The sequence below is a fragment of the Burkholderia sp. b14 genome, assembly GCF_900156195.1.
Taxonomy (GTDB): Bacteria; Pseudomonadota; Gammaproteobacteria; order Burkholderiales; family Burkholderiaceae; genus Mycetohabitans.
This window is the reverse complement of record NZ_FTPJ01000003.1, coordinates 1,344,126-1,369,919: the sequence shown is the minus strand read 5'-3', so window position 1 is coordinate 1,369,919 and position 25,794 is coordinate 1,344,126. Positions and strand designations below refer to the sequence as shown.

At 62.1% G+C, this 25,794-nt stretch carries 24 protein-coding genes, 1 other RNA gene and 1 pseudogene; 14 read left to right on the top strand and 12 right to left on the bottom strand.

The genetic code is table 11. The features are described from left to right. Window positions 1-378: 378 nt before the first annotated feature. Window positions 379-1,704 carry an MFS transporter gene (locus B0B13_RS10705; RefSeq protein ID WP_076796302.1) on the bottom strand — a complete coding sequence of 442 codons (1,326 nt, stop codon included), beginning with the start codon at window positions 1,702-1,704 and terminating at the stop codon, window positions 379-381. Window positions 1,705-2,156: 452 nt separating this feature from the next. Between B0B13_RS10705 and B0B13_RS10700 the strand changes: the two genes are divergently transcribed. The 6 genes from B0B13_RS10700 to B0B13_RS10675 all read left to right on the top strand — a co-directional run bounded on the left by B0B13_RS10700 (window position 2,157) and on the right by B0B13_RS10675 (window position 8,043). Further along, on the top strand, window positions 2,157-3,107 hold the full coding sequence (locus B0B13_RS10700; RefSeq protein ID WP_076786082.1) for a LysR family transcriptional regulator: 951 nt from the start codon (window positions 2,157-2,159) through the stop codon (window positions 3,105-3,107). Between the two features lie 242 nt (window positions 3,108-3,349). Next, window positions 3,350-4,669, top strand: coding sequence for a Glu/Leu/Phe/Val family dehydrogenase (locus B0B13_RS10695; RefSeq protein ID WP_139337396.1), 1,320 nt, complete (start codon window positions 3,350-3,352; stop codon window positions 4,667-4,669). Window positions 4,670-4,919: 250 nt separating this feature from the next. Beyond that, entirely contained in the window at window positions 4,920-5,813 is an 894-nt protein-coding gene (locus B0B13_RS10690) for a glutamate/aspartate ABC transporter substrate-binding protein (protein ID WP_076796299.1), read from the top strand. Between the two features lie 90 nt (window positions 5,814-5,903). Next, window positions 5,904-6,644 carry an amino acid ABC transporter permease gene (locus B0B13_RS10685; RefSeq protein ID WP_076796297.1) on the top strand — a complete coding sequence of 247 codons (741 nt, stop codon included), beginning with the start codon at window positions 5,904-5,906 and terminating at the stop codon, window positions 6,642-6,644. After that, the gene (gene gltK, locus B0B13_RS10680) at window positions 6,644-7,321 is read left to right on the top strand and encodes a glutamate/aspartate ABC transporter permease GltK (RefSeq protein WP_076797273.1); all 678 of its coding nucleotides are present in this window, start codon (window positions 6,644-6,646) and stop codon (window positions 7,319-7,321) included. Before B0B13_RS10685 ends, gltK begins: the two co-directional genes overlap by 1 nt. Beyond that, complete coding sequence (locus B0B13_RS10675; RefSeq protein WP_076796294.1) at window positions 7,318-8,043, top strand: amino acid ABC transporter ATP-binding protein; 726 nt, start codon at window positions 7,318-7,320, stop codon at window positions 8,041-8,043. The genes gltK and B0B13_RS10675 overlap by 4 nt, the downstream gene beginning before the upstream one ends. 64 nt (window positions 8,044-8,107) lie before the next feature. Here B0B13_RS10675 and B0B13_RS10670 read toward each other — a convergent pair whose 3' ends face one another. Then, window positions 8,108-9,334, bottom strand: a complete 1,227-nt coding sequence (locus tag B0B13_RS10670) for a hypothetical protein (RefSeq protein ID WP_076796292.1) — start codon at window positions 9,332-9,334, stop codon at window positions 8,108-8,110. 206 nt (window positions 9,335-9,540) lie between these two features. Then, on the bottom strand, window positions 9,541-10,452 hold the full coding sequence (locus tag B0B13_RS10665) for a class II glutamine amidotransferase (protein WP_076787682.1): 912 nt from the start codon (window positions 10,450-10,452) through the stop codon (window positions 9,541-9,543). Between the two features lie 185 nt (window positions 10,453-10,637). On the opposite strand from B0B13_RS10665, the gene pyrC reads away from it, so the two are divergent. The 3 genes from pyrC (at window position 10,638) to rnpB (ending at window position 13,073) form a co-directional block, all read left to right on the top strand. Then, window positions 10,638-11,738: a dihydroorotase gene (gene pyrC / locus B0B13_RS10660; protein ID WP_076796289.1), complete on the top strand. Its 1,101-nt coding sequence runs from the start codon at window positions 10,638-10,640 to the stop codon at window positions 11,736-11,738. 5 nt (window positions 11,739-11,743) lie between these two features. After that, the gene (locus tag B0B13_RS10655) at window positions 11,744-12,652 is read left to right on the top strand and encodes a DUF3025 domain-containing protein (RefSeq protein WP_076796287.1); all 909 of its coding nucleotides are present in this window, start codon (window positions 11,744-11,746) and stop codon (window positions 12,650-12,652) included. A gap of 13 nt (window positions 12,653-12,665) precedes the next feature. Beyond that, an RNA gene (rnpB, locus tag B0B13_RS10650) (RNase P RNA component class A) lies at window positions 12,666-13,073 on the top strand. A 19-nt stretch (window positions 13,074-13,092) separates the two neighbouring features. Here rnpB and B0B13_RS10645 read toward each other — a convergent pair. Beyond that, complete coding sequence (locus B0B13_RS10645; protein ID WP_076786089.1) at window positions 13,093-13,515, bottom strand: OsmC family protein; 423 nt, start codon at window positions 13,513-13,515, stop codon at window positions 13,093-13,095. A 607-nt stretch (window positions 13,516-14,122) separates the two neighbouring features. On the opposite strand from B0B13_RS10645, the gene rplM reads away from it, so the two are divergent. The 3 genes from rplM (at window position 14,123) to erpA (ending at window position 15,558) form a co-directional block, all read left to right on the top strand. Then, window positions 14,123-14,551, top strand: coding sequence for a 50S ribosomal protein L13 (gene rplM, locus B0B13_RS10640; protein WP_076796285.1), 429 nt, complete (start codon window positions 14,123-14,125; stop codon window positions 14,549-14,551). A gap of 12 nt (window positions 14,552-14,563) precedes the next feature. Then, window positions 14,564-14,956, top strand: a complete 393-nt coding sequence (gene rpsI, locus B0B13_RS10635) for a 30S ribosomal protein S9 (protein ID WP_076786090.1) — start codon at window positions 14,564-14,566, stop codon at window positions 14,954-14,956. A gap of 236 nt (window positions 14,957-15,192) precedes the next feature. Beyond that, window positions 15,193-15,558, top strand: coding sequence for an iron-sulfur cluster insertion protein ErpA (gene erpA / locus B0B13_RS10630; protein WP_076786092.1), 366 nt, complete (start codon window positions 15,193-15,195; stop codon window positions 15,556-15,558). A 150-nt stretch (window positions 15,559-15,708) separates the two neighbouring features. Here erpA and B0B13_RS10625 read toward each other — a convergent pair. Together B0B13_RS10625 and B0B13_RS10620 are read right to left on the bottom strand one after the other, a co-directional pair. Then, window positions 15,709-16,799: pseudogene (locus tag B0B13_RS10625) on the bottom strand (anhydro-N-acetylmuramic acid kinase). Window positions 16,800-16,984: 185 nt separating this feature from the next. Continuing rightward, entirely contained in the window at window positions 16,985-18,238 is a 1,254-nt protein-coding gene (locus B0B13_RS10620) for a M23 family metallopeptidase (protein ID WP_076796284.1), read from the bottom strand. 138 nt (window positions 18,239-18,376) lie between these two features. Here B0B13_RS10620 and tyrS point away from each other — a divergent pair, with 138 nt between their 5' ends. Next, entirely contained in the window at window positions 18,377-19,621 is a 1,245-nt protein-coding gene (gene tyrS / locus B0B13_RS10615; RefSeq protein WP_076786094.1) for a tyrosine--tRNA ligase, read from the top strand. Between the two features lie 46 nt (window positions 19,622-19,667). Continuing rightward, window positions 19,668-20,129 (top strand): D-aminoacyl-tRNA deacylase, encoded by a 462-nt coding sequence (gene dtd / locus B0B13_RS10610; protein WP_076796282.1) that lies wholly within the window; start codon window positions 19,668-19,670, stop codon window positions 20,127-20,129. A gap of 273 nt (window positions 20,130-20,402) precedes the next feature. Here the strand turns inward: dtd and ruvB are convergent, their stop codons facing one another. The 6 genes from ruvB to dusB form a co-directional block, all read right to left on the bottom strand. Beyond that, window positions 20,403-21,464 (bottom strand): Holliday junction branch migration DNA helicase RuvB, encoded by a 1,062-nt coding sequence (gene ruvB / locus B0B13_RS10600; protein WP_076786096.1) that lies wholly within the window; start codon window positions 21,462-21,464, stop codon window positions 20,403-20,405. A gap of 64 nt (window positions 21,465-21,528) precedes the next feature. After that, window positions 21,529-22,110 carry a Holliday junction branch migration protein RuvA gene (ruvA, locus tag B0B13_RS10595; RefSeq protein WP_076786097.1) on the bottom strand — a complete coding sequence of 194 codons (582 nt, stop codon included), beginning with the start codon at window positions 22,108-22,110 and terminating at the stop codon, window positions 21,529-21,531. A 63-nt stretch (window positions 22,111-22,173) separates the two neighbouring features. Further along, on the bottom strand, window positions 22,174-22,716 hold the full coding sequence (gene ruvC, locus B0B13_RS10590) for a crossover junction endodeoxyribonuclease RuvC (RefSeq protein ID WP_076796280.1): 543 nt from the start codon (window positions 22,714-22,716) through the stop codon (window positions 22,174-22,176). A 60-nt stretch (window positions 22,717-22,776) separates the two neighbouring features. Beyond that, window positions 22,777-24,342, bottom strand: coding sequence for a bifunctional phosphoribosylaminoimidazolecarboxamide formyltransferase/IMP cyclohydrolase (purH, locus tag B0B13_RS10585; RefSeq protein ID WP_076796277.1), 1,566 nt, complete (start codon window positions 24,340-24,342; stop codon window positions 22,777-22,779). 68 nt (window positions 24,343-24,410) lie between these two features. After that, window positions 24,411-24,644, bottom strand: coding sequence for a Fis family transcriptional regulator (locus B0B13_RS10580; protein ID WP_013436270.1), 234 nt, complete (start codon window positions 24,642-24,644; stop codon window positions 24,411-24,413). Window positions 24,645-24,652: 8 nt separating this feature from the next. Further along, window positions 24,653-25,705: a tRNA dihydrouridine synthase DusB gene (gene dusB / locus B0B13_RS10575; RefSeq protein WP_076796274.1), complete on the bottom strand. Its 1,053-nt coding sequence runs from the start codon at window positions 25,703-25,705 to the stop codon at window positions 24,653-24,655. Window positions 25,706-25,794 lie beyond the last annotated feature (89 nt).

The window sequence follows — 25,794 nt, the reverse complement described above, 5'->3', positions numbered from 1 at the left end:
GCGGCCTTCTGCGAGAATAGGAGCCCATTATTTTACCGGCAATCGATCCGCGATGCGCTGCTATGCCGCCGCTGAGCCGCCGCCGGCCGATCCCGTATTCGCTGTACAGCATCCTGCCGACACTAGTCGAGGTCGGTCTGGTGCTGGGGTGTTTCATTGTCAAGTATGAGGTGGACTACTATTCGGCTTCTCAGGCGCACGGGGTCTGGCGTGCTGGTTCGGCGGGCCAGGCCCAGCGCATTGAGTTCGGCATGCTGAGCCCTAGCACTAAGTCCGGCTTGCGATTAGGCGCGCATGGCCGCATGCGACCGGCTATTGCGTCGCGTGCAGCACCTCGCCGCGTTGCGAGCCCGTGTGCGCACGATTGCCCGGCACCGCCTAAGCGATCCACTCGCCGCGCAGCGTGAGCACCAGCGTGAAGGCGCAGGCCGCCAACATACCGAAGGCGGCAAAACCCATCTGATAGCTGCCAGTGCTTTCCTTGGCCATGCCCATGACGACTGGCAGGTAGAACCCGCCGATGCCTCCGGCCGCGCCGACAATGCCTGACAGTAGCCCAGTGCGTCCGGCCCAGCGACGCGGCACCAATTGGAAGGTTGCGCCGTTGCCTAACCCGAATGCGACATATAGACATAGCAGCAGCGCGATGCCGCTAGCCAACGGCGGCATCGTCGCGGCAAACAGCAGATCGGTGCAGCCGATGACCGCGAGCAGGACGAGCAATGTTCGCACGCCGCTCACGCGGTCGGCAACCAAACCGCCGATTGGGCGCACGATGGCACCGACCGCCGCCAGCAGCGACATGAATAAGCCGGCCTCGAGCTTGGGCAGTGCGTACAGGTCCGTGAGTAGCAGCGTCAAGTAGGATGACATGCCGACAAAGCCACCAAAGGTGATGCTGTAGACCAGCATGATCACCCAGGTGTCGCGCTCGGCCAGCACGGCGCGGTAGCGTTGCGGCAGCACCGCGATCGCAAGCAGTGCGCCGGCCAGCGGCAACAGCAATGTGCCGGTTGTGCCGGAGCCGAGCATGCCGGCATGCACCAGTTGCACCAGCGCGATGAGTCCCACCAGCGTGATGGCGAAGCTGCTCGCTGCGCGAGCTGTGCTGCCTGACTTGATGCTGCTGTCCTTGGCCCAGAAGAACAGTGCCAGGCCGGCCAGCGCCAGCAGTGGCAACGCGCCGAGCGTGGCAGCCTGCCAGCCCGCGTGCGTGGCCAATTGCGGGAGCAAGAACCCGTCGAGCACCGCACCGATATTGCCGGCGGCAGCCAGCCCGAGCACGAGCCCCTGCACGCGCGGCGGATAGTTGCTGCCAGCCATTGGCAGCGCGACCGCTAAGCTCGCTCCGCCTACGCCCAGGAATACGCCTAGCACCAGCAGCAACGTGTACGAAGGCACGCCCGGATAGGCCGGCAGCACGATGGTCGGGATTGCTGATAAGGCCACTGCGGCCAGCGCAATTACTCGGCCATTTGTGCACTGGTACAGGTTACCCAATGTCACGCGCAGGATGGCGGCCGACAACACCGGCACGGCGACCAGGAAGCTTTGTTCCGCGGGTGTCATGGTCAGGCTTTTGTTGATGAACGGTGCGAGCGGGCCGAACAGTACCCAAACGGTGAAGCCAGTATCAAGATAAAGAAAGCAGGCCACCAGCGCGCGCCAGTCGCCGCTTCGGAGCAAGCCGAGCAGGTTTTTCATCGAGATATGCCTCGCTGAGCAGATGGTGGGGAGTAACGGCATCGCGTCGTGTTGTTCGCTGGGCGGCGCAACGTGCGATGTGCCCCGGTTTTCCCCTCGACCGACGCGTTACCGCAACGACCGTGCCATTACTTTACGGTGCGGCATGCCGGCATCGTGCGCTGGCCGGCACGCTTTCGCAGCGCCGCCGCGCCGGTGATGTGTGCCGTCGAACATGACAGCAGCCGTGGAACAATTTGTGCGTAAAATGCATTAATTGGGGAATTGTCGCGTCGGCACTGTACGGTACGTTGTCGGTTGCTGCGTAGTCGCTGGCGGCATGACGGGCGCTAAACGCTACCATGGAGGCTGCGCGCTGCGCCGTGGCTGTCATCTGGTGCGGCGCAGCGCGGTGCCGTACGGTCCGACGCGTGGGTGCAGCGCGGTGCGGGGATGGCCAATGGAGTCGTTGCATGGAATTGAAATGGCTGGAAGACTTTGTGTCGCTGGCCGAGACGCGAAGTTTCAGCCGCTCAGCCGAACTGCGGCATGTGACGCAGCCTGCGTTTTCGCGGCGCATTCAGGCGTTGGAGGCTTGGCTTGGCACCGAGCTGATCGATCGTTCAGTGTACCCGACGCGGCTCACGCAAGCCGGACAGGTATTCTACGAGCAGGCGCTGACGATGCTGTCCCAGTTTCACGAAGCCCGTACCGTATTGCGCGGCCACGGGCGCGCGCCGGCTGCGACGATTGAGTTTGCCGTGCCGCATACGTTGTCGTTGACCTTCTTTCCGCGCTGGTTGGACAGGATCGAGAAGCATACCGGGCGGGTCAATGTGCGGCTGCGTGCGTTGAACGTGCACGATGCGGTACTGTCGCTGGTGGAGGGCGGTTGCGACTTGGTGATGGGCTATCATCATCCAAGTCATCCTGTTGCGCTGGACCCCGCGCGCTACGACATGCTCGTGCTGGGAATTGAGCCGATTAGCCCGTTCGCCGCGACCACGCGTAGCGGCCGTGCGCGTTTTACGCTGCCAGGCACGAAGGATGCACCGGTTCCCTACTTGTCGTATACGCCGAGTGCCTATCTAGGGCGGATGACGGAGACGATTATCGGCACTGCGCCGGTTCCGTTGTACCTGGATAAAGTGTACGAGACCGACATGGCCGAGGGGCTCAAGGCGATGACGCTGGCGGGTCACGGCGTCGCCTTCCTGCCGCACAGCGCGGTGGAGGACGCGGTGGCGGCCGAGCGCCTCGTGCGGCTCGACCGGCCGGCGCGGGGCGTGACGGCTGACCGGTTTACGCTCGCGATGGAGATCCGGTTGTATCGCGACAAGCTAGCGTCGCACAGGGACGAAGCGCGCGGCGAGCTGGTGGATACGGTGTGGCGCCTGGCGGCTGGGCTGGCTGTCGGCGCGTAACCAGCTGCGGGCTTCGGGCGCTGGTTTCTGGCTCTGGGCGCTAGCTTCAGCCGCTGTCGCCGGCCGCCGAGCGTCGACGGTGCGGCCGATTCCGAAGACAGCGATGCCACGGCGAGTTACTGGCGCGCTGCGTGCGCCGCCGCACGTTATGCAAGGAAAGCATAGAGCATGATAATTCGGCATTGGATTTAGTCGTGCCGCTTTTTCACAATGGCGGCCATCTTGACCGAAGAGGACCATTCATGTCCGCGCAGCAAACTGTTTCGAACGATTCACCGATGCCTTCCAAGCACGCCTTGCCTTCCTATTTACATGCCGATTCGCTCGGTCCGTGGGGCTCCTACCTGCAGCAAATCGATCGTGTTGCGCCGCACCTGGGCGCGCTTTCACGCTGGATTGAGACGCTCAAGCGTCCCAAGCGCATCCTGGTCGTCGATGTGCCGATCGAGATGGACGACGGTACGATCGCGCATTTTGAAGGCTACCGGGTTCAGCACAACACATCGCGCGGGCCCGGCAAGGGCGGCGTGCGGTATCACCAGGACGTGACGCTGTCCGAGGTGATGGCGCTGTCCGCGTGGATGTCGATCAAGAATGCGGCGGTCAACGTGCCGTATGGCGGCGCGAAGGGCGGTATCCGCGTTGACCCGCGCAAGCTCTCGCGCGGCGAACTCGAGCGAGTCACGCGCCGGTATACGAGCGAAATCGGCATTATCATCGGGCCGAACACCGACATTCCGGCGCCGGACGTCAACACCAATGAGCAGGTGATGGCGTGGATGATGGACACGTACTCGATGAACGTTGGTCAGACGGCGACGGGCGTGGTGACGGGCAAGCCGATCTCGCTGGGTGGATCGCTGGGCCGGCGCGAAGCGACCGGGCGCGGGGTGTTCACCGTCGGTTGCGAGGCAGCACGGCGCATCGGATTGGATATCGCATCGGCGCGCGTCGCGGTGCAGGGATTTGGCAATGTCGGCGGGATCGCCGCGAAGCTGTTCGTCGAGGCGGGCGCGAAAGTGGTCGCGGTCCAGGACCACACCGGCACGCTCTACAAGCCGTCCGGCATCGACGCGCATGCGTTGCTCGAGCATGTTGCGGCGCAAGGCGGCGTAGCCGGCTTCGCCGGCGCAGAGCCGCTCGGCGACGAGGATTTCTGGGGTATCGAGAGCGACATTCTGATTCCCGCTGCGCTCGAAGGCCAGATCAACGAGAAGAACGCATCGCGGATCCGCACGAAGATCGTGGTCGAAGGGGCGAATGGCCCAACTACGCCGCTCGCCGACGATATCCTGCGCGAGAACAACGTGCTGGTGATCCCCGATGTGGTCGCCAACGCTGGCGGCGTCACGGTGTCCTACTTCGAATGGGTGCAGGACTTCTCCAGCTTCTTCTGGACTGAGGACGAGATCAACCATCGGCTGGAGCGCGTGATGCGTGAAGCGTTTGCCAGCGTCTGGCAGGTCGCGCAGGAAAATGACGTGTCCGTGCGCACCGCGGCTTATATCATTGCGTGCAAGCGCATCCTGATGGCGCGCGAGATGCGCGGCCTGTATCCGTGATCCATTGCTAAGTCTCTAAGTCCTATTGCTGCAATTCAGACAGACCGCGTGGCGCGAGCCCGCGGTCTGTCTTTGCATTGGCCGCGCGCGGCGCGATCACCGGCAACGCGGTGGCGGCCTATACGCGAGCCGGCGCGAAGCGATTCACGGAACAACGAACGCAAAAGCTCGTAGATTAGTACTTCAACTCATTACTTTCATAATAATTACTTTGCTAAACTGACACGACTTTTCGCGAAGGAGATCGTGGATGAACATCAAGAAAGCCGCATTCACACTGGCTGCACTGGCCGCCCTTATCGGGGCTGCCCAGGCGCAAGAGACGGGGACGCTGAAGAAAATCAAGGATTCGGGCGTCATGGTGTTGGGGCACCGCGAGTCGTCGATTCCGTTCTCGTACTATGACGAGAAGCAGAACGTCGTGGGTTATTCGCAGGAGTTTGCGCTGAAGATCGTCGAGGCAGTCAAGCATGAACTGAAGACGCCCGATCTGAAGGTTAAGTTGATTCCGATCACGTCGCAAAACCGCATCCCGCTTGTACAGAACGGTACAATCGATATCGAGTGCGGCTCGACCACTAACAACCTGGAGCGGCAGAAGCAGGCGGTGTTCTCGAACACGATTTTCGTGGTCGGCACGCGGCTGATGACTAAGAGGAATTCGGGCATCAAGGACTTCGCTGACCTGAAGGGCAAGACGGTCGTGACCACGGCTGGCACAACGTCCGAACGGTTGCTGCGCAAGATGAACCAGGACCACAACATGGGCATGAACATCGTCAGTGCGAAGGACCATGGCGAGTCATTCTTGACGCTGTCGACCGGCCGTGCCGCCGCGTTCATGATGGATGATGCGCTGCTTGCCGGCGAACGTGCGAAGTCGAGTCATCCGGGCGACTTTGTGATCGTTGGCACCCCGCAAACGCACGAAGCGTACGGCTGCATGATGCGCAAGGACGACCCGGCGTTCAAGAAGGTCGTCGATGCGGCGATCGCGAAGGTCGAGACATCTGGTGAGGCGGCGCAGATCTACAAGAAGTGGTTTGAGTCCCCGATCCCGCCGAAAGGGCTGAACCTAAACTTTCCGTTGTCCGACGACATGAAGGCGCTATTCAAGAATCCGAACGACAAGGCGATGGACTGATCCGCTCGGCCGCATCGTTCACTGACAGGCGTGACTGAAACGGAAGGGATGCTTGCGGGCGCGCCTTCCGTTTCTTTTTGGAGTTGAGTCATGGGTTATCACTGGAATTGGGGCATTTTCATGACCCCGGTTTCGACCGGCGAGCCGACGACCTATCTGGGCTGGCTGGTCTCGGGGTTGTGGAATACGGTCGCGGTGTCGTTATGCGCGTGGGTGATCGCGCTGCTCGTCGGCGCGCTGATGGGCGTGTTGCGCACCGTGCCGAACAAATGGCTGTCCGGCATTGGCACGGTCTACGTCGCGGTGTTCCGCAACATCCCGCTGATCGTACAGTTTTTTATCTGGTACTTCGTGCTGCCGGAGATCCTGCCGCCGTCGATCGGCACGTGGTTCAAGCAGTTGCCGCCGGATGCGCAATTCTTCTCGGCATCGATTCTGTGTCTGGGGCTGTTCACGGCGGCCCGAGTCTGCGAGCAGGTGCGCTCGGGCATCAATGCGTTGCCGCGCGGGCAACGCGCCGCAGGCCTGGCGTTGGGCTTCACGTTGCCGCAGACTTATCGCTATGTGATGCTGCCGGTCGCGTTCCGAATCATCGTGCCGCCGCTGACCTCTGAGTTTCTCAATATTTTTAAGAACTCTGCCGTGGCGTCAACCATCGGTCTGCTGGACCTGTCCGCGCAAGCACGGCAACTGGTTGACTACACTGCGCAGGCGTATGAGTCTTTCATTGCGGTGACGCTCGCTTACGTATTGATCAACCTGGTCGTGATGGGCTGCATGCGCTGGGTCGAGAAAAAGACTCGGCTGCCGGGCTACATTGGAGGCAAATGATGCGTCAGTTCAACTGGTCCGGCATCCCGGATGCGCTGCCGACGCTGTGGACTGGCGCGGTGATGACATTGCAGGTCACCGTGCTGGCGATCGTTGTGGGCATCGTGTGGGGCACGCTGCTCGCGCTCATGCGGCTGTCGGGACTCAAGCCACTCGAATGGTTCGCGCGCGGCTATGTGACCCTGTTCCGCTCGATTCCGCTGGTGATGGTGCTGTTGTGGTTCTTCCTGCTGGTGCCCCAGCTGCTACAGCGGTTGCTGGACGTGTCGCCTGATGTCGATATCCGGCTCGTGTCGGCGATGGTCGCGTTCTCGTTGTTCGAGGCCGCGTATTACTCGGAGATCATCCGGGCCGGGATCCAGGCCGTGCCGCGCGGACAGCTCAGCGCTGCCTCCGCGCTCGGCATGACCTACGGCCAGGGCATGCGGCTGATCGTGTTGCCACAGGCGCTGCGCGCGATGGTGCCGCTGTTGCTGACGCAAGCCATCGTGCTGTTTCAGGACACGTCGCTCGTCTATGTGATCAGCGTCGCGGATTTCTTCCGGACCGCGGCAAACGTCGGTGACCGGGACGGTACGATCGTCGAGATGGTACTGTTCGCGGGCGCCGTGTATTTCGTGATTTGCGTGGTGGCGTCAAGCCTCGTCAAGGGTCTTCAGAAAAAGGTCGCAAGATGATTTCGATCAAGAATGTTTCAAAATGGTATGGGTCCTTCCAGGTGCTGACGGACTGCTCGACCGAGGTCAAGAAAGGCGAGGTGGTAGTCGTGTGCGGCCCGTCGGGCTCAGGCAAGTCGACGTTGATCAAGACGGTCAACGGACTAGAGCCGTTTCAAAAAGGCGAGATCATGATCAATGGGCAATCGGTCAGCAATCCTAAGACAAACTTGTCAAAGCTGCGTGCGAAAGTTGGGATGGTGTTCCAGCATTTCGAGCTGTTTCCGCACCTGTCGATCACCGAGAACCTGACGCTTGCGCAAATCAAGGTACTTGGTCGCTCGAAGGACGAGGCGAGCGCCAAGGGATTGAAGTTGCTTGATCGTGTCGGCCTGAAGGCGCATGCCGACAAGTATCCTGGGCAGTTGTCCGGCGGTCAGCAGCAGCGCGTGGCGATTGCACGCGCCCTGTCGATGGACCCGATCGCGATGCTGTTCGACGAGCCGACCTCGGCGCTCGATCCGGAGATGATCAATGAAGTGCTGGACGTGATGGTCGAGCTAGCGCAGGAAGGCATGACGATGATGTGCGTGACGCACGAAATGGGTTTTGCAAAGAAGGTTGCGCACCGGGTCATCTTCATGGACCGGGGGGTGATCGTTGAGGATGACCGCAAGGAAGACTTCTTTGTGAATCCGAAATCGGATCGCGCGAAGGATTTCCTGGCCAAGATCCTGCATTGACCGTTGCGTCCCCGGCGGTATCTACTGTCCGGGGAGCGGCCTGTTGCCACCGGCGGGTCGCATGCTACGGGTTCGTCACGTCGTATGGCGTCAGCTTGACCGTTGCGTCTTCAGTCTGTTTTGGCGGGTTCGATAATGCGAGCGCGACGAAATTAACGGCTGACGATTCGTTGAGCAGTCCTTGGACGCTAAGCAGCGATTTGCCCTTACCGTCGATGACGCCCATTGTTGTCGACGATCCGCCATCGCATGCGATGGCATAACCCGGGTCGCGGTTAAATGTCCCAAGCCGAGTGACCGTGATGGCTATCTCGGTCATCTGCATGCCTGTCGACTTGACGCCGCGTACGCCGCTATCATCTCCGGCGATGACTGTCCTGTACCGATTCGTTTTCAGTGCGGTGGGCGAGGCCGCGGGCCGAGACGACGATGGAAAATCAATTGCGCTGCGTGCATTCGGGTGCGACGCGTGGCCGAGTTCTCCAGGGCGGTTCAGTGGTGTATTCTCGAACGCATATTTCGGATTGGCCGCCTTTTCCGCGGGAAACTTGTTTTCGTATTGACCCGTGGTTTCGTTGATCTGCGCCAGCAATGGCGCGAGGGTCACGTAGGATCCATTCGGAAAAGTCACCTTATGATAGTCGTCCTCATAGGCGTCTTGGGGCCGCACACCTTCGATTTGTTTGATTCCTTTGACTTTGGCGCCGCCGATCGGGGCGTTGGCTGCGTACGATTTGATATCGATCTCGTCTTCCCGGATGCCGGTGTGTCCGTAGAATCCCCCATTGATGTACGCGATAGGGCCGAGCGGGTCGCGAGACAGCAGCTTGCTTTTCAAAGACTGATTTGGGGACATTAATCGCCGCGTTTCTTTATCTGACATGGCGCTGACGACGTACGGTTGTTTGCCGCCGCCCGCCAGATGTGGCACATATCTGTCTGCGGGGATTGACAGGTACTCAAGCCGTTTTGGGCCGTTCGATGTATCGATCCCTTTCATGCCGACACTGTCGAATACTTTGGAGTCGCCCTGGATCTTCACGTGGACGATGCCCGTGCCCGGTATGGCGCGCACACTGACCGGCCGATTGTCTCGACTCACCTTACGGACCGCTTCGCGGAACTTTGCAAGTGGCGAATCGGCAGGCACCGGTAAGCCCGTCGATCGCTGATCTGTTGCTGTACGATTGCCGATGCAGTCCGGTTTGAAACCATCGGCTTGGGTGGGGTCGCTCGTCGATGAAGTGGACGGCGCCGAACCGCGTCCGAGGACAGGGAAGCATTTCAGCATGGTGCGGGATATCCTTCGTGGCGTACATGGAAAGCATAGACGCAAAGCCGGCTCTGCTGGCGCGATAGTATCGGCGACGTCGATAACCGATGAAGGGTATCTCGCAGGTGAGGCGCGGCACCGCTAAGCGCGAAACGGGCAATGTCGTACCGAACCGGTTAATTCAGTTCAAATAGGGTTACCGGCGGCGGGCGGAATGGGCAACTTTACGATGGCACTGCTGCGGCGTTGTACGCGGATTCGATGGTGAACTCGCCGTCCTCGTTGGTGCTCAACACTGACTCGACGGTGGCCTTGCACAGCGGCTCTCGCGCCTTGGCCGCCACGTCGGCAGGCACCGGCACGTTGACACTGCACAACAATTGGCCCGCCTGGAACATCGCCAGATCCCCCGGGGCAAAGCGCGTCCACGTTTCATTATCGGTGAGCGGCTGCGTCGCAATCACCGCAACGCGATCCTCTGGCGTCGTGTATTGCGCAAAGTCGATTGTGACGTCCGTGTCGATCAAGTGCGCGGTCGAGAACGGCCAGCTGCGCACAAGGTAATACAAATGGGTCGAGCAGTGGACGAATAATGCCTGTCCGTTGGACATCAAAAAGTTGAACACACCGTGCCGAGTGATCTCGCGTGTGGCCTGTGCCAATGCGTCGAATAGCTCGTTTAGCGGTGGGTGGGTGCTAGGGAAGCACTCGCGCAGGTGCTGCATGATCGCACAAAACGCAAGCTCGCTGTCCGTCGTGCCGACCGGCAGGTACACGCCGCCGAGTGCTGGCGCATAGTCGCGCAGATCGCCGTTGTGCGCAAAGATCCAATGCCGGCCCCATAGCTCGCGCTGGAACGGATGACAGTTCTCCAGCACGATGCGACCCTGCGTGGCCTTGCGAATGTGTGCGATCGTGTTTTTCGACTTGATCGGGTATTGCTTGACCAGCTCGGCGATCGGCGAGGTCGCCGACGCCTGGTGGTCAATGAACAGCCGGCAGGCTTTGTCTTCGAAGAACGCGATGCCGAAGCCATCGGCATGATGGTCAGTGACGCCGCCGCGCGCCGCGAAACCCGTGAACGAAAAGGTTACGTCCGTGGGCGCCGCGCAATTCATTCCAAGCAGTTGGCACATGATGCGAGCACGCAATGCTTCGCGAGCGCGCTTAGCGCCCGCTACAATGATGTTTTTGAAGCATATCACCGAGCCCTGGGCCACCCACGCCGAAACAGCGACGTATGCGTCGCCGCTTCGCATTCAATGCGTGGCCACGGGCGAGCCTTCGCATGCGTGATGCGCATGCTTAACTGCCGATCGACATGAACTCGTCCCAGTCCCATTCCACCGCAGCCGGCGTCGGCTCGTCGGGCGCCACTGCGCTGACTCTCGCCCGTCCCGATGATTGGCATTTGCACGTGCGTGACGGCGCGCTGCTCGAAGCGGTGCTGCCGCATACTGCCCGGCAGTTTGGCCGCGCGATCATCATGCCGAATCTGAAGCCGCCGGTCACCACGACCGCGCAGGCCGGCGCTTATCGGCAGCGAATCCTTGCCGCGCGTCCCGCGCACGGCCCTGGTGCAGCGTTTGAGCCGCTGATGACGCTGTATCTGACCGACAACACGTCGCCGGACGAAGTCCGGCGGGCTCGCGAAAGCGGCTTCGTGCATGGCGTGAAGCTGTATCCAGCCGGTGCGACGACCAACTCGGACGCCGGTGTCACGGATCTGCGCCACTGCACGGCTACGCTGGAGGCGATGCAGCAGACCGGCCTGCCGCTGCTGGTGCACGGCGAAGTGACAGAACCATCGATCGACGTGTTCGATCGCGAAAAGGTGTTTATCGACCGAGTGCTCGAGCCGTTGCGGCGCAATTTCCCTGCGCTCAAGGTGGTGTTCGAGCACATCACGACGCGCGACGCCGCGCAGTATGTGCGCGACGCGGATGCAGCGTCGGGCACGCTGGGCGCAACGATCACCGCCCACCACTTGCTGCTGAATCGCAACGCGATGCTGGTCGGTGGCATCCGCCCGCATTATTACTGCCTGCCGGTGCTTAAGCGCGAGGCGCACCGCGTGGCGCTCGTCGAGGCGGCCACCTCGGGTCATCCGCGCTTTTTCCTCGGCACCGACAGCGCGCCGCATCCGAAGGGCCTGAAGGAGCACGCGTGCGGCTGTGCCGGTTGCTACACGGCGCTGCATGCGTTGGAGTTATACGCGCAGGCCTTTGACGAGGCCGGCGCCCTGGATCGGTTGGAAGGCTTTGCGAGCTTTTATGGCGCCGACTTCTATGGATTACCGCGTGCCACCGACACGGTGACGCTCGAGCGCGCGAGTTGGACGTTGCCGGAGGCCATCGACGCAGGCGGCATCAGCGTGGTGCCGCTCAAGGCCGGCGAAGCGCTCGGCTGGAAGCTGCGCTGACACGCATGGCGGACATGTCACCGCTGCGCGAGGCCGTGGCGCGGATCGACTGGTCGCGACCGTGGTTCGAGCCGTTCCGGGCCCATGGGATGCGTTGGCAACGGGTGCTCGATACTCATGGGGCCGGCGCGTGGCTCAGCACGATGACGCAGGATGCCCAAGCGGCGTCGCTGTGCATCGGCGCTGGCCTGCCGCTGACCTTCGTGGCGCAGTCTCTGTTGCCGCCCGGCACGCGTTACGAAGCGCACATTGCTGCGACAGGTTGCGTGCCCACGCGCGATAATCTGCACGATTTCTTCAACGCGGCGAGTTGGTTTGCCTTTCCGCGGACCAAACTCGCCACGATTGGCTGCAGCATGGCCGAGGCGCGGCGGCAGGCAGGTGCGCCCGCGCCCGGCAACGGCAGGGGGCCGGTACGCGATGCGCTGACTCACTTTGACGAAAACGGCGCAATCTTTGTGACTTCCGATGGTTCGTTAGCTGAAGCGCTGCACGCTTTTGACTGGCGCCGTCTGTTTGTCGAGCATCGCCAGGCGTGGCCTGCGCGTTGTGCTGTATACGTGTACGGCCATGCGCTGCTGGAGAAGCTGCTCGCGCCGTATCGCGCATGCACTGCGCATGCATGGGTCTGCCAAGTCGAGCCGGACTGGTTCGATGCGCCCGCGGCGCAGCGTCAGGCCGACGTGGATGTCCGTGTCGCCGCGGCATTGGTCGATGATAACGTCGTCGAGTGCCCGCCACGGCAGGCGTCGCGCGAGCTTGCCCAAAAGGGCGGGGCGCTGACGATCGCGCGGTTTTCGCCGTTGCCTGTGCTGGGCGTGCCGGGCTGGTGGGCGGCCAACGCCAATCCGCGGTTCTACGCGGACACGTCGGTGTTCCGCAGCGGCCGGCGCGGGCCGCGCCACCCATGCTAAGATGATGGCTTGCAAAGTAGGCCAGACAGCCGCGGCTGCCGCGCATCGCGCGGGAGGCGAGGAAAGTCCGGACTCCACAGGGCAGGGTGATGGCTAACGGCCATCCGTGGCGACACGCGGAATAGGGCAACAGAAAGCAAACCGCCGATGGCCTGGCGCAAGCCGGGATCAGGTAAGGGTGAAATGGTGCGGTAAGAGCGCACCGCGGCTGCGGCGACGCAGTCCGGCACGGTAACCTCCACCCGGAGCAATTCCAAGTAGGCAGGCGCGCGCCGGCAGCAAGGCGCAAGGACGGGCCCCGTCTTGACCTGCGGGTAGGAAGCTTGAGCGCGTCAGCAATGGCGCGCCTAGAGGAATGGCTGTCACGCGTGCCGGGTAACCGGCGCACGCACAGAATCCGGCTTACCGGCCTGCTTTGTTCCCTCCTTTCGCGACACGCGCTATGCGTCGACGATCTCGAACGAGTGCGTGAGTTCCGCGCTCTTGGCCAACATGATCGAGGCGGAGCAATACTTGTCGTGTGACAGGTTGATCGCGCGCTCCACGGTCGCCGGGTTCAAGTTCCGGCCGCTCACCGTGAAATGGAAATGGATCTTCGTGAATACCTTCGGATCCTGGCTTGCCCGCTCGGCCTTCAGCGTGACGTTGCAGTCGACAATGTCCTGACGGCTTTTCTTCAAAATCATCACGACGTCGTACGCTGTGCAGCCCCCGGTGCCCAGCAGCACTATTTCCATCGGTCGCGGGGCTAGGTTGCGGCCACCGCCTTCCGGGGCGCCATCCATTGCCACCATGTGGCCACTGCCCGTCTCGGCTACAAAAGCCATTCCGTCCTTGCCCAACCAGCTGACCTTGCATTCCATCGTGCGTTTCCAGACTTGAGTTTTTGTACATTGTAACGAACGCGCACGAGCGCTGTCGCGCGTCGCTGCCGCGTGAGCGTCGCATCGGCCGACGCCAAGCAACGGGAACCCGCCGCTGTGGACCGAGCCGGTTGCGGACGGCGGCGAAATCGTCCTGGTTGTCCGGCGTCGTTAGGTGAAGCGCTCGTTTAGGCCGCAGTGTTGGCGAGAGATCATTAACCTATTGATTGAAAAGAAATATTGGCTATTTATGGTGTGATTCCAATATTTTGTATGATGGCGGTGTGTTTAGCCCCGTAGTTTTTCTTGCGGCTTATCAGCGTAAGTTTCATAACGTCGTCTATTGGTCGATGCACGCTTGCTCGACCTCTGCTTGTCTCCTCCACCTCCTCCTTTGGTGGATTGAACCCGAACATTGGTTCGTTTTTTTTCACCATTATGTGGGCTAGGTTAGGGCTAGGGTAGCACCTGGCCTGAAAACCCTTTATAATTTAAAACTTTTCCGAAAATGCCCGCGGAAGAAGAATCAGGGAGAGCCTGCACCGCGCCATGATGCGCATCCACAAGCAGGACCACAGAAGGGCAGAGTATCTCATTTGGATCGATCATGAAGACGTTTTCCGCCAAAGCCCACGAGGTGAAGCGCGAATGGTACGTGATTGACGCGACGGACAAGGTCCTCGGCCGTGTCGCCAGCGAAGTGGCACGCCGCCTTCGCGGCAAGCACAAGCCGGAGTTCACGCCGCACGTCGATACCGGCGATTTCATCATCGTCGTCAATGTTGGCAAGCTGAAGGTCACTGGCAACAAGACGACCGATAAGAAGTATTACCGTCACTCGGGCTATCCGGGCGGCATTTATGAAACGACTTTTGGCAAGATGCAGGAGCGTTTCCCGGGCCGTGCACTTGAGAAGGCCGTCAAGGGCATGCTGCCGAAGGGCCCGCTCGGCTACGCGATGATCAAGAAGCTGAAGGTCTACGCGGACGCGACGCACCCGCACACCGCACAACAACCGAAGGCGCTCGAGATCTAAGGAGCCAGTCAGATGATCGGAAATTGGAACTACGGTACCGGCCGCCGCAAGAGCGCAGTGGCTCGCGTGTTTATCAAGGCTGGCAAGGGCGACATCGTCGTCAACGGCAAGCCCATCGCCGACTACTTCTCGCGCGAGACGTCGCTGATGATCGTGCGTCAGCCACTGGATCTAGTGAACCACGCGAACACGTTCGACATCAAGGTCAACGTGGTCGGTGGCGGCGAAACTGGCCAAGCTGGCGCCGTGCGTCACGGTATCACTCGTGCGCTGATCGACTACGATGCGACGCTGAAGCCGACGTTGTCGAACGCTGGCTTCGTGACGCGCGATGCACGTGAAGTCGAGCGTAAGAAGGTAGGTTTGCACAAGGCACGTCGTCGCAAGCAGTTCTCCAAGCGCTAAGCGAGCGCGTGCGCCGCGATGGACCGGTGCGCAGGTTCACCTGCAGGCGTCGGCATCGTGCAAAAAACCGCGGATCAGCCGATCCGCGGTTTTTTTCTTGGTGCGCCCAGCATGGGCGCACTTCTGTGGATGCAAGTCCCTGTTCTGCGGATGCAAGTCCCTGTTGATTTCAGGGCCTTCGGCACGATGTTCAGAACAGTCCTAGAATAGCGTTAAAGGCATTTTTGGAGAACTCGATGGACGCTGTGACCGATACCCCTGTGACCGAAATGCCGGCCCCGCTCGTCTTCACGGATGCAGCCGCCGACAAGGTCAAACAGCTGATCGATGAAGAAGGCAACCCAGAACTGAAGCTGCGCGTGTTCGTGCAAGGCGGCGGCTGCTCGGGATTTCAATACGGCTTTACGTTCGACGAGGAAGTCAACGAGGATGACACCGTGATGGACAAGAACGGCGTCCGGCTGTTGATCGACTCGATGAGCTACCAGTACCTGTTGGGCGCGGAAATCGACTACAAGGACGATTTGACCGGCGCGCAATTCGTGATCAAGAACCCGAACGCGACCACCACCTGCGGCTGCGGCTCGTCATTCTCGGTGTAAGCGTTCACTACCGAAATATAAGCGCATACTTGCCAAAATAAGTTGGCCGGCCCATCGCGAGTCGGTTCACTACGAGGGCGGATCAGCTCCCGTTGTCGTTTGCACACCGCCGCTGACGCATGCCGCCGAGAACTACGCAAGCGACACAGCCTAGCGCGGATACAATGCGCCGAGCACGCGGTCGCCAGCGGCACCGGTGACGCTTGGCAGGTTGCCAGGCAGGCGTGCGACGTGGCGCATCGCCAGCCAAGCGAATGCTAGCGCTTCGACTTGGTGTGGGGCCATGCCGAGGTCATCCGTGGTTTCGACGCGAACGCCCGCCGTATCAAAACGCTGCAGCGCGGTTTGCAACGCCGCCAGCAGGACGGTATTGCGCGCGCCGCCACCGCACACGTAGACGGCCTGGCAGCCGCCTGCATGATGTCCGATGTCACGCGCGACGGTCTGAGCTGTCAACGCGACCAGCGTCGCTTGCACGTCGTGCGGCGCCACGTCGGCAAACGACGAAAGCCGGCTCTGCACAACCATGACTCGTTGAACAAGTCCCGGCCGGTGCTTTTCGGGGGCGGCGCGCTGAAAAACGGTTCGTTGAGCAACGCGCGCAACAACGCATCGTTGACCTGCCCACGGGCGACGAACCGACCATTCTCGTCGAATGGTCTGTCCAAATGGCGTTGTGCCCACAGATCGAGCAACGCGTTCGCCGGGCCGCAGTCGAAGCCGCGGACCGGTTTGTGCGGATCCAAAATCGTAATGTTGCTGACGCCTCCGAGATTGCACACTACGCGGGTCTCGTGCTCGTGCGCGAACATCGCCGCATGAAACGCCGGCGCGAGCGGGGCGCCATGGCCGCCCGCCGCCACGTCGCGCGCGCGGAAATCGGCGACGACGTCGATACCGGTCAACTCCGCCAGCAACGCCGGATTGTTGATCTGCCGCGTATAGCCGAGTTCGGGGCGGTGTCTGATCGTCTGTCCGTGCACGCCAATGGCGCGGACGTGCTCGGCTGATACCTGTGCGCTGGTCTGCAGCGCGTGGCGGCACGCCGCATAGCACGTCGCCAGCGCGTTGGCGGCACGGGCCTCGCGGTGCACTTCGTCATCCGCTGCAGCTTGCAACGCGAACAAGGTGTCGCGCAACTCGGGCGGCAAGCTAATGAAGGCCTCGGCACGGACCTGGGGCCGTCCTTGCGTAAAGTCGACGATCACGCCGTCGACACCATCCATGCTCGTGCCTGACATCAGGCCGATATACAGCCCGTCGGCATCATGCGTCTGTCGTGAACGAGGGGGGCTGTCGTCGTATTCGGCGCTGGGTTGTCTCACCTAAAGCCCCCAGTGGCGTTGAGCGGTGCGTCGGCCCAATGGTCAGCGTGCACGATCGATGTGGCACGCCGCGGCGGCGTTGCTGCCAGGCTGTATTGCTGTCATTGTGATGCGACGCGCGGTGGCAGGACGTCGTTGTCGATCAACAAATTAGCCGAGTATCGCTCGAACGCGTGTAGCGTGGCGCCACGCAATGACGCGGGTTGACCGACCGATGCCGCGAGCGGATTGACATGGCGGCCTTGGTGCCGCACCTCATAGTGCAAATGGGGGCCGGTCGCCCAGCCGGTGCTGCCAACGTAGCCGATCACATCGCCGCGTGCGATTTTCGCACCGGTTTTCAGTTTCGGTGGGATTCGCGACAGGTGGGCATACACAGTCTCATAGTGCTGAGCATGGCGTACCACGATCGTCTTGCCATACCCGTGCCGCCACCCCGCGAATGCGACAGTTCCGGCCCCGCTTGCCCGCACCGGTGTGCCGCGTGGCGCGGCCCAATCCACGCCGCTGTGGAACGCGCGGCGTTTGGAAATCGGATGCACGCGCTCGCCGAAGCGCGACGACAGTCGGGCGCTGGCAACGGGACGCGGATCGAGCCCGCGCTGCAGCGAGTGCCCGTTGGCGGCATAGAAGTGGCCGCCGCGCTTGCTCGGCGGACGGTACCAGATGGCACGCACGGGCGCGGTGCCGACGGCATGGACCTCGAGGACGAGGATGCGTCGAGTGCGGGATGACTCGCCGGCCGCTGCGCCCAGTAGCACGCGGTAGCGCTGTCCGCGCAACGGGCCGGCCAGCGCGCGCATGGTCGGCAGCGCATCGAGCGCTGCGTCGATCGAGCTGCTCAATACGCCGGCTTGTCGCATCGCGCTGGCGAACTGGCTGTCGAGCGCGCCCGAGAACACGCGCTCGGATGGGGTGGTAGCGCGGTGTGGCTCGTCCAGCCGTAGGGGGCTGGCACTTGACAGCGCGCCGGCCGCTTGTGGCGGATGTTCCGCGGCGAATGTCTCGGTAGCGGCGCTGGCTGGGGGCGCAGAAGCGGCCAGCGCGGCGGCCACGTAATCGCCATACGGGCCCAGCGCCGTGCTGCGCCAACTGATGGCGCGCAACATGCTGCTGTTGACCTGGGCTTGCGTGGCCGCTGAGCGCGCCGACGTGTATGCCGAATGCGCCGGTATCGCGAGCGCGGATATCACAGCGGGAGCGTACGGGATCGTGCGTGCGATCGTTACGCTCAAGCTCACGGACGCGGCGGCGATCGGGTGAATGATCGCTTGATGGCGCCGCGCGGCGAAGTGACGCAGCGATACGGTGCCGCTGCGCGCGAGTGCAAAAACCTGCCGGAAGCAGTACCACATCACGTAAAATCCAGTTCTTGCACGAGAAAAGCGACGGCCTTGAGGGTTGTTTGAGGCAGGGTTGCGAGGTGCGGCGCGTGACGAGCGCCGCCGTGCCGCTCGTGATTCGATGACAGTTTCGTGAAAAGTTCCCGCCTAATGAGTACCGAGTCCAGCGTTGCCGGGTCGTCCCTGACCATTACCGATGAAGTCCGTGCCGCACTGGCGATAGCGCGTCGTGGTTGCGACGAGTTGCTGATCGAGGACGAGTTTGCGCAGAAACTGGCAAGGAGCGCGCAAACTGGCAAGCCATTGCGCATCAAGCTCGGGCTCGACCCGACCGCGCCGGACATCCACATCGGACACACCGTGGTGCTCAATAAGATGCGCCAGTTGCAGGACCTGGGTCATACCGTTATTTTCCTGATTGGCGACTTCACGTCGTTGATCGGCGATCCGTCTGGACGCAATCAGACGCGCCCGCCGCTCACCCGCGAGCAAATCGAGGCCAATGCGAAGACTTATTTCGAACAGGCCGCGCTGGTGCTCGATCGCGAAAAGACCGAGATCCGCTACAACAGCGAATGGTCAATGCCGCTGGGCGCCGACGGCATGATCAAGCTTGCGTCACGCTACACCGTGGCGCGGATGCTCGAGCGTGACGACTTCACCAAGCGGTTCCAGAGCGGCGTGCCGATCTCGATCCATGAATTCCTGTATCCCCTGATGCAAGGGTATGACTCGGTCGCGCTGCAATCGGATCTCGAGTTGGGTGGCACCGATCAGAAGTTCAATCTGCTGGTGGGCCGCGAGTTGCAGAAGCAGTATGGTCAGGAGCCGCAGTGCATCCTGACGATGCCGCTGCTCGAAGGGCTGGACGGGGTCGATAAGATGTCCAAGTCCAAGAACAACTACGTCGGTATCAGCGAGAAGCCGTCCGACATGTTCGGCAAGCTAATGAGCATCTCGGACACGCTGATGTGGCGTTACTTTGAGCTGCTTTCGTTCCGTAGCCTCGAGGAGATTGCAGACTTCAAGCGGCAGGTGCAGGCCGGCCGCAACCCACGTGAGCTGAAGGTGCTGCTTGCGCAGGAAATCGTCGCTCGTTTTCACTCGCAGGCCGATGCGCAGCGCGCGCTAGAGGATTTCAATCATCGTGCGAAGGGCGGGGTGCCTGACGATATTCCGGAAATGGCGTTGAGTGGCGCGCCGCTGCCAATCGGGCAATTGCTGAAGCAAGCTGGCCTGGTGCCGTCCACTAGCGAGGCATTGCGCAACATCGAACAGTCCGGCGTGAAGATCGACGGCACGACGATTACCGACAAAGGGCTGAAGCTTGAGGCAGGCGTGTATGTCGTGCAGGTCGGCAAACGGCGTTTTGCGCGCGTGACACTGCGCGCTTAGAGCAACGGACAACCCGACGACAGCCGAACCATAGCGAGGACTTGCATTGATCGCATTGATCCAACGGGTTGCGCGAGCCAGCGTGCAAGTCGATGCGCAGGTGATCGGCGCGATCGGCCCCGGGCTGCTCGCGCTGGTCTGCGCGGAACGCGGCGACTGCGAGGCTACAGCGGACAAGCTGCTCAACAAGCTGCTGGGTTATCGCGTATTCAGCGATACACAGGGCCGGATGAACCTGTCCGTGCGGAACATCGACGGTGCCGGCGGCGCAGGCGGGCTGTTGATCGTGTCGCAGTTCACGCTGGCGGCTGATACGAATAGCGGCTTGCGCCCCAGCCTTACCCCCGCCGCACCACCGGACGAAGGCAGGCGGTTGTACAACTATTTCGTCGCCCGTGCGCGGCAGCAGCATCCCATCGTCCAGACCGGTGAATTTGGCGCCGCGATGCAGGTATCGTCGGTCAACGATGGTCCGGTAACCTTCTGGCTGCGCGTGCCGGCCGCATGACTTGGGTGATCAAGCACGCCGGCGAGTGCCCGCGGATGCCATGCCTGTAGCAATCATGCGCTGGATGCCGCTAATCATCATTGACGTGAAGTCGGCATGCCCTGTCCAGTACACTGCCTGCGGGCCGAACAGCCTCGGATTGTCCGGCGGTGATGAATAGTCGATCGCGGGGCCTTTGCCGCTCGTGAGTTCAGTGACGCCGGCCGCTACGCGCCGGCGCAGTCAGTTCAGTATGCCGTTGGCCAGCCCACAAATGCGCATCACGCAGATCGGCTATTCGCCGCTGGTGCTCCACAGGTCGCGGATCGGTCCCGCATCCGGCGCTGCAAGGCCGAAGTGGCGATAGGCGAGCAGCGTCGCGACGCGTCCGCGCGGCGTGCGTTGCAGATAGCCTTGCTGGATTAAATAAGGCTCGATCACGTCTTCGATCGTGTCGCGTTCCTCGCCGATCGCGGCGGCCAAGTTGTCCAGGCCCACCGGGCCGCCATCGAACTTGTGTAGGATCGCCTCCAGCAGCTTGCGATCCATCAAGTCGAAGCCGACCGGGTCGACATCGAGCATCGCCAGTGCCGCATCGGCCGTCGTCGCCGTGATGCGGCCGTCGGACTTGACTTCGGCATAGTCTCGCACGCGCCGCAGCAGCCGGTTCGCGATCCGTGGCGTGCCGCGCGAACGCCGCGCGATCTCCAGCGCGCCTTCGGGCTGGATTTGCGCGCCGAGCAGGTGGGCCGAGCGTTCGACGATCCGCGCCAGTTCGCTTGCGGTATAGAATTCGAGCCGGGCGACGATGCCGAAGCGGTCCCGCAACGGATTGGTCAGCATGCCAGCGCGCGTCGTGGCCCCCACCAGCGTGAACGGATGCAGATCCAGCTTGACGCTGCGTGCGGCCGGTCCCTCGCCGATCATGATGTCGATCTGATAGTCTTCGAGCGCTGGGTACAGGATTTCCTCGACGACCGGCGACAACCGGTGGATCTCGTCGATGAACAGCACGTCGTTCGCCTCGAGATGGGTCAGCAGCGCAGCCAGGTCGCCGGCCCGTTCGAGCACCGGTCCGGACGTCTGGCGCAGGTTGACGCCCATTTCCCGCGCGACGATATGCGCAAGCGTGGTCTTGCCCAGTCCCGGGGGGCCGAATAGCAGCACATGGTCGAGCGCTTCCGAGCGGCGCTTTGCCGCTTCAATAAAGATCTCGAGCTGCCCGCGAACCTTTTCCTGCCCGACATATTCGTCCAGCAGCCGCGGGCGCAGCGCCCGCTCGAACGCCTCCTCATTGGGCGATGCGGGGGTCGTTGCAATGACGCGCTCCGAGCCGAGTTTGTCCGTTTCGATCATATGCTGATTGTACCGCGATGTAGCCGGCATGCCAGTTGCCATGCCGTGCTGCGCCGCGTGGAGCTCATGCCTTCGACAAGGCCTTCAGAGCGAGTTTGATGCCGTCCGACACACCGGTGCCGGCCGGCACGTTCTTGATCGCGGCAAGCGCTTCCTTCTCGGAATAACCGAGCGAGAGTAGAGCGTGCAGGATGTCCGGCGCGTGGTCGGACGATGAGGCGGCGGAGGCGGCCGCGCCGATGTCGGCGCCCAATTTGCCTTTCAACTCGAGTAACAGTCGCTCGGCGGTTTTCTTGCCGATGCCCGGCACCCGCGTCAGGCGGGTGGCATCCTGCAACGTCACTGTCTGCGCAAGATCGCTCACGCTCATCCCGGAGAGCACCGCGAGCGCCATGCGCGCCCCGATCCCGCTGATCTTCAGCAGTTCGCGAAACGTTTGTCGCTCCTGCTGCGTGAGAAAACCATACAGCAGATGCGCGTCCTCGCGCACGATCAGTTGGGTCAGCAACGTGACTTTGTCGCCAGTGCCCGGCAGGTTGTAGAACGTGCTCATCGGCACATCGACCTCGTAGCCGACGCCGTTACAGTCGACTAGCAGATGAGGCGGGTTTTTCTCGAGCAGGATGCCCGCAATGCGACCGATCATGACGAATCAATATAGAGTGGATGCGCCGAGTGTAGCGTATCGCGGCATCAACACGGCGCCGGCTTAACCGATCAGCCGGCCGCGTCGCACACGATAGCCTTTCTTCGTCAATGCCGGCGCGAGCGTGCCGAGCGCGTTGATCGCCGCGCCGCTGTTCGCGTGGCAGATCGCCATGCCGAGCGCGTCGGCGGCGTCGGTGCCGGGCAAGCCGCTCAAGTTCAGCAACCGGACCACCATCTGCTGCATCTGGTCCTTGGTCGCGCGCCCGTAGCCGACCACTGCTTGCTTGAGTTGCAGCGCGGTGTATTCGGCCACCGGTACGTGGCCCGATACGAGTGAGCAAATCGCCGCGCCGCGCGCCTGCCCCAACAGCAGCGTCGATTGCGGATTGACGTTGACAAATACTTTCTCAATCGCGGCCTGATCCGGGCGGTGCTCGCGGATCAGCGTCGCCACGCCGTCGAAGATCGTACCCAGGCGGCTCGGCAAATCGGCGTCCGCGGTACGGATCACCCCGCTGGTCACGTAGGTGAGCGCGTGTCCGTGCTTGTCGATGACGCCAAAGCCGGTGACGCGCAAGCCCGGATCAATGCCAAGTATTCTCATCGCGCCACTATAACCGACTGGTGTTGTCCCGACGCGGCCGGCGCGGCGGCGCTCACCGCGTCAGTGACGGAAATGCCGCGTGCCGGTAACGACCATCGCGACATTGTGCTCGTCGGCCGCTGCGATTACCTCGTCGTCGCGCATCGAGCCGCCGGGCTGGATCACGCAGGTCGCACCGGCCGCGACGACCACGTCGAGCCCGTCGCGGAACGGGAAGAATGCGTCGGAGGCGACCGCCGAGCCGGTCAACGACAGCTTTGCGTTTTGCGCCTTGATGCCGGCGATGCGAGCCGAATCGACGCGGCTCATCTGACCCGCCCCGACACCCAGCGTCATGCCGTTCGCGCAAAACACGATCGCATTGGACTTGACGAACTTCGCGACGCGCCACGCGAACAACAGGTCGTCCATTTCTTTGGGCGTCGGATGCCGTTTCGTGACCACGCGCAACTCGTGCGGCTGCACGTTCTTCGTGTCCGGCGACTGCACCAGCAAGCCGCCGCCGACGCGCTTCAGGTCGTACGCGTTGGCTGCATTGCCCAGCGGCACTTGCAGCACGCGCACGTTCTGCTTCGCGGCGAAGACTTGTCGCGCCGCGTCGGTCAACGACGGCGCGAGCAGCACTTCGACAAACTGCTTGGCGACCGCTTGCGCCGCCGCTTCGTCGACTTCGCGATTGAACGCGATGATGCCGCCGAATGCGGAAGTCGGGTCGGTCTGCAACGCCTTGGCGTACGCATCGGCCGGCGTTGTCGCCACGGCGACGCCGCACGGGTTTGCATGCTTGATGATCACACATGCCGGCGCATCGAACGTCTTCACGCATTCCCATGCCGCGTCGGCATCAGCGATGTTGTTGTACGACAGCGCCTTGCCCTGCAGTTGCCGGTAGTTGGCTAGCGAGCCTTCGGCAGATTGCAGGTCGCGATAGAACGCTGCGCCCTGGTGCGGGTTCTCGCCGTAGCGCAGGTCCTGCACCTTCGTGAAGGCCAGATTCAGCATGGCTGGGTACGCGCTGCGTGTCGCATGCTGCAGGTCCTCGCCGAGGCTAGTCAGGTAGTTCGTGATCGCGCCGTCATATTGCGCGGTGTGCGCAAACACCTTGGCCGCGAGCCGAAAGTTGGTTGCGTAGCTGACCGTGTTGCTGTTCGCGCGCATTTCGTCGAGCACCGCCGCATAGTCGGCCGGATCGACGATCACCGTCACGTCGCGGTGGTTCTTCGCGGCCGAGCGCAGCATCGTTGGGCCGCCGATGTCGATGTTTTCAATGGCTTCGTCGAGCGGGCATTTCTCCTTCGCGACAGTTTGCACGAACGGATACAGATTGACGACGAGCATGTCGATCGTCGGGATCCCATGCTGCTCGAGTGCAGCCATGTGCGCGGGCAGGTCGCGCCGCGCGAGAATGCCGCCATGGACCTTCGGGTGCAGCGTCTTTACGCGGCCGTCGAGCATTTCCGGAAAGCCAGTGTAGTCAGCCACCTCGGTGACCGGCAGGCCCGCGTCGGCGAGCAGCTTTGCAGTGCCGCCCGTGGACAGCAGGGTGACGCCAAGCTCATGCAGGCTGTTGGCGAAGTCGACAATGCCTGCCTTGTCGGAAACAGAAATGAGCGCTTGCTTGATCATGATGAAAAAAGAACCCGAAGCCGCGCTTGCGCGCGAATGACAAATGTGCGCCAGGCACGGGCGCCGCGCTACAGCAGACCATGCTCCTGCAGTTTCTTGCGCAGCGTGTTGCGGTTGATGCCGAGATATTCGGCTGCCAGAGACTGGTTGCCCCGCGCCTGTTCGAGGACGATTTCCAGCATCGGCTTCTCGACGCAGGACATCACCATTTCATAGACGTCGTGTGGGCGGGATCCGTCCAGATCGCGGAAATACATGCCGAGACTGTCGCGGACGCATTGTTCGATGTTGTGCTTGCTCATGCTGCTAATTAGTCGGTGTCGGGTAGCGTGTCGTGCGTGCCGGATGGGTCGTCGACGTAGACGAGGCGCTCCGATCGCGCCTTTTGAGCGTCGAAGAACGCGTTGACTGCCGCCAGTTGTTCCCGGGTGGAATCCAGCGTATTCATTCGATGCCGGAATGCGTTGGCGCCGGAAAGGCCGCGAGTGTACCAGCCGATGTGCTTGCGTGCGGTGCGCACACCGGTAAATTCGCCATAAAAGGCGTAATGGTCTTGCAGGTGCTCGTTCATCCACTGCTGGATCTCGTCGATCCGTGGCGGTGGCAGCACCTCACCGGTCACCAGGAAGTGCTCGATTTCGCGAAACAGCCAGGGTCGGCCTTGCGCCGCGCGTCCGATCATGATTGCGTCCGCGCCGGTGATCGACAGCACTTCGCGCGCCTTGTGCGGTGTCGTGATATCGCCGTTGGCGACTACTGGGATGCGCACTGATGCCTTGACCGCGGCGATCGTGTCATATTCGGCCTGACCATGATACAAGTCCGCGCGTGTGCGCCCGTGCACGGTGAGCATCGAGATGCCGGCCTGCTCGGCGAGCCGCGCGATCGTTAGCGCATTGCGGTGTTCGCGATCCCAGCCGGTGCGGATCTTCAATGTGACGGGAACGGCATCCGGCCCGGTGCCGACCGCACGCACGACTGCCTCGAGAATGCGTGCCACCAGCGCCTCGTTCTGCAGCAGCGCGGAGCCTGCCGCGACGTTGCAAACCTTCTTGGCCGGGCAGCCCATGTTGATGTCGATGATCTGTGCGCCATGCGCGACGTTGTATTGTGCGGCCTGCGCCAGCATCGCTGGGTCGGCGCCGGCGATCTGCACGGCGATCGGCTCGACCTCGCCGTCGTGATTGGCACGGCGCATCGTCTTTTCGCTTTTCCACAGTTGCGCGTTGGACGCGACCATCTCTGACACCGCGTAACCGGCCCCCATTCGCTTGCACAACTGGCGGAACGGGCGGTCCGTCACGCCGGCCATCGGGGCGACGAACAGATTGTTGCGCAGTACATGTTTGCCGATTACAGGCATCGGAAAGGGCGACGCGCCGCTACCCGGCCGGGCGCGGCGCGATCCGAAAGACGTTGGAAAGGGGCGTATTTTAGCGTTAACCGGCGGCG

What these genes read in the sequence shown, in the direction of transcription:
- B0B13_RS10705 (WP_076796302.1), bottom strand. Translation starts at nt 1,704, where the DNA reads ATGAAAAACCTGCTCGGCTTGCTCCGAAGCGGCGACTGGCGCGCGCTG.
- B0B13_RS10700 (WP_076786082.1), top strand. Translation starts at nt 2,157, where the DNA reads ATGGAATTGAAATGGCTGGAAGACTTTGTGTCGCTGGCCGAGACGCGA.
- B0B13_RS10695 (WP_139337396.1), top strand. Translation starts at nt 3,350, where the DNA reads ATGTCCGCGCAGCAAACTGTTTCGAACGATTCACCGATGCCTTCCAAG.
- B0B13_RS10690 (WP_076796299.1), top strand. Translation starts at nt 4,920, where the DNA reads ATGAACATCAAGAAAGCCGCATTCACACTGGCTGCACTGGCCGCCCTT.
- B0B13_RS10685 (WP_076796297.1), top strand. Translation starts at nt 5,904, where the DNA reads ATGGGTTATCACTGGAATTGGGGCATTTTCATGACCCCGGTTTCGACC.
- gltK (WP_076797273.1), top strand. Translation starts at nt 6,644, where the DNA reads ATGCGTCAGTTCAACTGGTCCGGCATCCCGGATGCGCTGCCGACGCTG.
- B0B13_RS10675 (WP_076796294.1), top strand. Translation starts at nt 7,318, where the DNA reads ATGATTTCGATCAAGAATGTTTCAAAATGGTATGGGTCCTTCCAGGTG.
- B0B13_RS10670 (WP_076796292.1), bottom strand. Translation starts at nt 9,334, where the DNA reads ATGCTGAAATGCTTCCCTGTCCTCGGACGCGGTTCGGCGCCGTCCACT.
- B0B13_RS10665 (WP_076787682.1), bottom strand. Translation starts at nt 10,452, where the DNA reads ATGTGCCAACTGCTTGGAATGAATTGCGCGGCGCCCACGGACGTAACC.
- pyrC (WP_076796289.1), top strand. Translation starts at nt 10,638, where the DNA reads ATGAACTCGTCCCAGTCCCATTCCACCGCAGCCGGCGTCGGCTCGTCG.
- B0B13_RS10655 (WP_076796287.1), top strand. Translation starts at nt 11,744, where the DNA reads ATGGCGGACATGTCACCGCTGCGCGAGGCCGTGGCGCGGATCGACTGG.
- B0B13_RS10645 (WP_076786089.1), bottom strand. Translation starts at nt 13,515, where the DNA reads ATGGAATGCAAGGTCAGCTGGTTGGGCAAGGACGGAATGGCTTTTGTA.
- rplM (WP_076796285.1), top strand. Translation starts at nt 14,123, where the DNA reads ATGAAGACGTTTTCCGCCAAAGCCCACGAGGTGAAGCGCGAATGGTAC.
- rpsI (WP_076786090.1), top strand. Translation starts at nt 14,564, where the DNA reads ATGATCGGAAATTGGAACTACGGTACCGGCCGCCGCAAGAGCGCAGTG.
- erpA (WP_076786092.1), top strand. Translation starts at nt 15,193, where the DNA reads ATGGACGCTGTGACCGATACCCCTGTGACCGAAATGCCGGCCCCGCTC.
- B0B13_RS10620 (WP_076796284.1), bottom strand. Translation starts at nt 18,238, where the DNA reads ATGTGGTACTGCTTCCGGCAGGTTTTTGCACTCGCGCGCAGCGGCACC.
- tyrS (WP_076786094.1), top strand. Translation starts at nt 18,377, where the DNA reads ATGAGTACCGAGTCCAGCGTTGCCGGGTCGTCCCTGACCATTACCGAT.
- ruvB (WP_076786096.1), bottom strand. Translation starts at nt 21,464, where the DNA reads ATGATCGAAACGGACAAACTCGGCTCGGAGCGCGTCATTGCAACGACC.
- ruvA (WP_076786097.1), bottom strand. Translation starts at nt 22,110, where the DNA reads ATGATCGGTCGCATTGCGGGCATCCTGCTCGAGAAAAACCCGCCTCAT.
- ruvC (WP_076796280.1), bottom strand. Translation starts at nt 22,716, where the DNA reads ATGAGAATACTTGGCATTGATCCGGGCTTGCGCGTCACCGGCTTTGGC.
- purH (WP_076796277.1), bottom strand. Translation starts at nt 24,342, where the DNA reads ATGATCAAGCAAGCGCTCATTTCTGTTTCCGACAAGGCAGGCATTGTC.
- B0B13_RS10580 (WP_013436270.1), bottom strand. Translation starts at nt 24,644, where the DNA reads ATGAGCAAGCACAACATCGAACAATGCGTCCGCGACAGTCTCGGCATG.
- dusB (WP_076796274.1), bottom strand. Translation starts at nt 25,705, where the DNA reads ATGCCTGTAATCGGCAAACATGTACTGCGCAACAATCTGTTCGTCGCC.